This window comes from Marinobacterium rhizophilum DSM 18822, assembly GCF_000378045.1.
In the GTDB taxonomy this organism is placed as follows: domain Bacteria; phylum Pseudomonadota; class Gammaproteobacteria; order Pseudomonadales; family Balneatricaceae; genus Marinobacterium_A; species Marinobacterium_A rhizophilum.
The window spans coordinates 1-5,266 of the sequence record NZ_KB899134.1 but is presented as its reverse complement, the minus strand read 5'-3'; the positions used below and the strand labels follow the sequence as shown (position 1 = coordinate 5,266).

Sequence of the window (5,266 nt, the reverse complement as noted above, 5' to 3'; positions counted from 1 at the left end):
GACTGCTCGGACGACTTCAGCTCAGAGGCAAGCATGAAATCATCCAGCGTCCAGCCCTTGCGCTCCATCAGCACTTCCATGGTGCCGCGCTGACCGGAGCCCGGGTTGCCGACATTGACCCGCTTGCCCTTGAGATCATCAAACACCTTGATGCCGGAATCGCTACGGGCAACCACGGTGAAGGGTTCAGGGTGTACGGAGAATACCGCGCGCAGTTCCGGGTTGGGGCCCTGCTCTGCGAACTTGTCGGTACCGTGATAGGCGTGATACTGCATGTCGGACTGGGCCACACCCATGTCCTGACCGCCTTCACGAATGGCATTCAGGTTAGCGACAGAGCCGCCGGTCGAGGGTGCCGTGCACTTGATACCATGTTCCTCAGCGCCGCGATTCACCAGGCGGCAGATCGACTGACCCACGACATAGTACACGCCCGTCTGACCGCCGGTGCCGATAGTCACATAGGTCGGATCGGCCGCTGACACGCTCTGCGCCGCGCCCGACAGCATGACCCCCGCGGCCAGTACCGATGCAGTAAAGGCATTCTTGAATTTGATCATCATTGTCTTTTCCTTGTTATTCTAAATTAGATACCCGCTCGTAATTGACGCCGCGCCGCGTACACCAGGTACAGACCCGCATCTCATACCCGCCAGGCTAATAGCCGGCCGCTCACAACACTTGCTCTTCGTAACATCTCTGAACATCAAGCCACAAACCTTCGCTGTTGCTGATCACATCGGCCACAGGCTGTCTTTACCATAGGCACACATTCGCGATGACGGTAAATGGTGAGGACAGATTGTGCGATCCATCTCGTACAACGAAGCCATGTGCAAATATATTTGCTATTATATTTTTATGCAAATATTTTTGCTTTAAAAATATGAGAATAAAGTGATCTCTGTAAATGCCCTGTTGCGAGGCGCCCTGGCCAGGCTTGAACGCTACTAACTGCGCGACTGGCCGCTGGCGTCTAGATATGGCTCACCGCTGCGAAGATAAACATAAATGCAAATTAATTTGCACCTTAACCAGCTCGCAAATAGCCATGCATATAGTGAGGGACTGGATAGAGGTTATAATCCGGCTTTTACCAATAGCCGTGAGTCAACAGATATACGGATAGCGTGCAATGACAGAACCGAGCTTCACACCGCCCCACAACCTGGACAGCCTGCGCCGATTGCTGGCGGAACTGGACAACAAACAGGGACCGATCCGCCTCGGCCAACAGTCACGCCGAGTGCTGAATGCAATGCTGGAGAACCCGGAACAGGCCGCCATTGCCTCCATCACCGAGCTCGCCGAACGCCACGGCGTCAATGCCTCTACGCTTTCCCGATTGTCCCAGCGCCTGGGCTTAAGCGGCTTCAACGGATTGCAGCAACTGTTTCAACTCGAACTTACCGGCAGCCCGCTGCATTTTTACAGTGAGCAGGCCAGTAACCTGGTGCACCCAAGTGACCAGCAGGAGACGGGCCTGCCCAGCCGGCTCGCTCAGCAGGCTTGCGGCAACATTGTATCCATGATCGAAAACATCGACCTCGCCAGCTTCGACCGCGCAGCCGAGTTGATCGCAACAGCGCCCCAGGTGCGCATTTATGGCGTGCGCCAATTCTACTCACTGAGTTATTTCCTGGGGTATGCCCTGGGCATGATCCGCGCGAACACCGCCACCCTGGATGCCGGGCGACAAGGTATCGCCGATGCACTGAGTCCATTACAGCCAGGTGATGTGCTGGTTGTTGCCAGTTGCTTTCCGTATACAGCCAGTGTTATCAGAACCGCAGAAATTGCACGTCATCACGGTATCAAAATCATTGCACTGACCGACACTGTACATTCACCGCTGCATGAGCTTGCCGACAGCAGCTTCTGTGTACCCAACCGGAGTCTGTTTTACAGTAATGCCATGGCCGGTTTCTTTGTGCTGGGCGAGGCGTTGTTAAGCGAGGTGGCGGCAAAACTGGGCAACGCAGCGATAGACACGCTGCGTCGGCGGGAGGACATGATCAGCGAACTGGCGCCGCTGTCTTGAAGGCCCGATGCTCTCAGGCATAAGGTACCATTGACCCGTCAGGCCTGCGTAGCGGCACCGCGCAGCAGCAATACAGAACATTGCGCACGTTCCACCACCCGGGCGGAGTTCGAGCCCAGCAGTGCACTGTCCAGACGGCCACGGTGATGGGCCGACATGATGATCAGGTCGGCGTTAATGGCCGCCGCCTCCTTGATGATCCGTTCCGCCGGATGCCCCTGATGCACTGACAACGTATGCGCGACATCAGCGGGCAGGTGCGTGGCGGCATACTCAACCAGGTGCTGGTCCACTGCCTTGTGGGCCTTTGCCAGCACGGCAGGATCAAAAAACGACGCCACCATCGGCGATACAAAGCCCGGCATGACCGTCATCAGGTGAATATGGCCGCCATCGCGATCAAGCTCCCGCAGCGCCACGGCAATGGCGGGCTCCGCGAAAGCGGGTTCCTCAAGGTCCACCGGTATCAGAATCGTCTTGAACATGTTCGGTCCTCGCCCGGCCTGTGGCCGGCTCAATCAGGGCCGCCCGCCACAGGCGGGCGGCCGGTTATCAGGCCCTCGCAGCGCCAGCCTGCGGCTGAGCCGCGCGCCGGCGACGCTGCATCATCACCAGGGGTACCAGTAACAAGAGCGCCGGAATAAAGATCAGCTCCTTGGGCGGCTGAGGCTGTGCAATCTCGACGCGCTCAATGACCTGGTCAAAGGTCAGCCCCGCGTGCTCGGCGCGGCTGTCGAAGGTCACCGCATCCACCAGTGCCTTGCCGTTGTCATCCAGCAGCTCGACCCCCGCATCCATCAGCCGGTCCCGTGTATTCTCGCCCTCACCCACAGGCAGCAAGACGACGAAACTGCGTGCGTTGCCGATCTCGTCTTCACCCAGAACGTGCAGCCGCAGCGGCGTGCCCGACGGAATGTCCACGGCCTCGTCAAGCAGCGTCGCCCCCTCTCGCGCCTCGTACGGATCCACCAACTGGTCCATCCAGAAGCCAGGCCGGAACAGTGAGAAGGCAATCAGCAACAGCAGCAGCGTTTCATGCAGCCGGCAACGCACCAGGAAATAGCCCTGGGTAGCCGCCGTGAACAGCAGAATGCCAACAGTCGAGATCACAAACACCATGATGCCGTGGGGCCAGTCGACGTTGATCAGCAACAGGTCGGTGTTGAAGATAAACAGGAAGGGCAGGATCGCCGTGCGCAGACTGTAGAAGAAGGCGACAAAGCCCGTGCGTATCGGGTCACCACCGGACACGGCGGCGGCCGCAAAGGACGCCAGCCCGACGGGCGGCGTCACATCGGCCATGATCCCGAAATAGAACACGAACAGGTGCACGGCAATCAGCGGCACAATCAGCCCGGACTCCTGCCCCAGGGTGACGATGACCGGCGCCAGCAACGACGACACCACAATGTAGTTGGCGGTGGTTGGCAGCCCCATGCCCAGGATCAGACTGAGTACCGCCGTCAGTATCAGCATCAGCAGCAGGTTACCAAAAGACATGACCTCCACCAGATCCGCCAGCACCGAGCCGACACCGGTCTGGGACACTGCGCCGACGATAATGCCGGCCGTCGCCGTGGCGATGCCGATACCAATCATGTTGCGGGCACCGGTGATCAGGCCGTCAATCAGCTGATCAACACCCGACCGGCACGCCGCCCCGAGCTGCCCTTGCTTGCGGAAAAAGGCAAACAGCGGACGCTGGGTCACCAGGATGACCATCATCAGCACACTGGCCCAGAATGCAGACAGCCCGGGCGACAGACGCTCGACCATCAGGCACCAGACCAGCACCACCACCGGCAGAATAAAGTGCAGACCCGATTTCACGGTCGGCCCGGTCTCCGGCAGTTCCACCACATCGGAGTCGGGGTCATCCAGCTCAAGCTCAGGGTAGCCCGCCGCAAAGCGGATCAGTCCCACATAGACGGCAAAGAGCAGCAGCGCGATGACGATACTGGCGGCATCCCCCAGCAGGGGCTTGATCCAGCCGATACCGAAATACACCGCAAAGGCGACGACGGCCGTTCCCATAAAGCCCAGCAACATGCCCATCAGGCGCATCTGCCAGGGCCTCACAACACCGCGGCGGGGCAGCCCCTGCATGTTCTGCTTCAGGGCCTCAAGATGAACGATATAAACCAGTGCGATATAGGAAATCAGTGCCGGCAAAAAGGCATGGGTAATGACCTCGACGTAGGACAGGCCCACGTACTCCACCATCAGAAAGGCCGCAGCCCCCATGACCGGAGGCATGATCTGGCCATTCACCGACGATGCCACCTCGACGGCACCGGCCTTTTCAGCACTGAAGCCTACCCGCTTCATCATGGGAATGGTAAAGGTACCGGTCGTCACCACATTGGCAATCGAGGAGCCGGAGATCAGGCCCGTCATGCCGGATGAGACCACCGCGGCCTTGGCCGGACCACCGCGCATGTGACCCAGCAGCGAGAACGCCACCTTGATGAAATAGTTGCCCGCACCGGCCTTGTCGAGCAGTGCGCCAAACAGAACAAACAGGAAGACAAAGCTGGTCGATACACCCAGCGCGATCCCGAATACACCTTCGGTGGTGACCCACTGATGGTTAACCACTTCTTTCAGGCTTGCCCCTTTGTGGGCAATGATCTCCGGCATGTAGGGGCCGGCAAAGGTGTACACCAGGAACACCAGCGCCACCACCACCAGGGGAGGCCCCAGCGCACGCCGGGTCGCCTCGAGCAGCAAGACGCACCCCACGCAGGCCACGACAATATCCTGCATGATCGGCGCCCCCGGGCGGGTCGACAAATCAACGTAGAAAATAAACAGATAGGCGGCGGAGAACGCGCCCAGCAAGGCCAGCAACAGATCCATCACCGGCACGCGGTCGCGCGGGGACCCATCCATCGCCGGATAGGCCAGAAACGCCAGAAACACCGCCAGCGCCAGGTGAATGGAGCGCGCTTCGGTATCATTGAAGACGCCAAAACTGCCGATCAGCGGCCAGTCGTAAAATGGCAGGGGCGACGCAATCCAGAGCTGGAACAACGACCATCCCAGCGCCGTGCCGAGCAAAAGCATTTTCTGAAAACCCTGCGGGTTGCGCGCACCACTGTCGGTCGCCGCAACCATGTCCTGCAACCCGGCCTCATCGTAGACTGGCGGGTCTTTTTTGGGGTCACTCATAACGTCTCCGGTTTATAGACTGCGCCCGTAAGAACTGTTCAAAATCGCTACACG

At 59.2% G+C, this 5,266-nt stretch carries 4 protein-coding genes; 1 reads left to right on the top strand and 3 read right to left on the bottom strand.

The window, feature by feature from the left end:
* A partial coding sequence (locus F451_RS0124220; RefSeq protein ID WP_420835292.1) for a TAXI family TRAP transporter solute-binding subunit occupies positions 1-509 on the bottom strand: 509 nt, incomplete at its 3' end.
* A gap of 626 nt (positions 510-1,135) precedes the next feature.
* On the opposite strand from F451_RS0124220, the gene F451_RS0124215 reads away from it, so the two are divergent.
* Positions 1,136-2,041: a MurR/RpiR family transcriptional regulator gene (locus F451_RS0124215; RefSeq protein WP_020684004.1), complete on the top strand. Its 906-nt coding sequence runs from the start codon at positions 1,136-1,138 to the stop codon at positions 2,039-2,041.
* Positions 2,042-2,079: 38 nt separating this feature from the next.
* Here F451_RS0124215 and F451_RS0124210 read toward each other — a convergent pair whose 3' ends face one another.
* Positions 2,080-2,526 carry a universal stress protein gene (locus tag F451_RS0124210; RefSeq protein WP_020684003.1) on the bottom strand — a complete coding sequence of 149 codons (447 nt, stop codon included), beginning with the start codon at positions 2,524-2,526 and terminating at the stop codon, positions 2,080-2,082.
* A gap of 67 nt (positions 2,527-2,593) precedes the next feature.
* Positions 2,594-5,212: a TRAP transporter permease gene (locus F451_RS0124205; protein WP_020684002.1), complete on the bottom strand. Its 2,619-nt coding sequence runs from the start codon at positions 5,210-5,212 to the stop codon at positions 2,594-2,596.
* Between the last annotated feature and the right edge of the window lie 54 nt (positions 5,213-5,266).

Excerpts from the sequence above, each read along its gene's own strand:
- F451_RS0124215 (WP_020684004.1), top strand. The coding sequence starts at position 1,136 with ATGACAGAACCGAGCTTCACACCGCCCCACAACCTGGACAGCCTGCGC.
- F451_RS0124205 (WP_020684002.1), bottom strand. The coding sequence starts at position 5,212 with ATGAGTGACCCCAAAAAAGACCCGCCAGTCTACGATGAGGCCGGGTTG.
- F451_RS0124210 (WP_020684003.1), bottom strand. The coding sequence starts at position 2,526 with ATGTTCAAGACGATTCTGATACCGGTGGACCTTGAGGAACCCGCTTTC.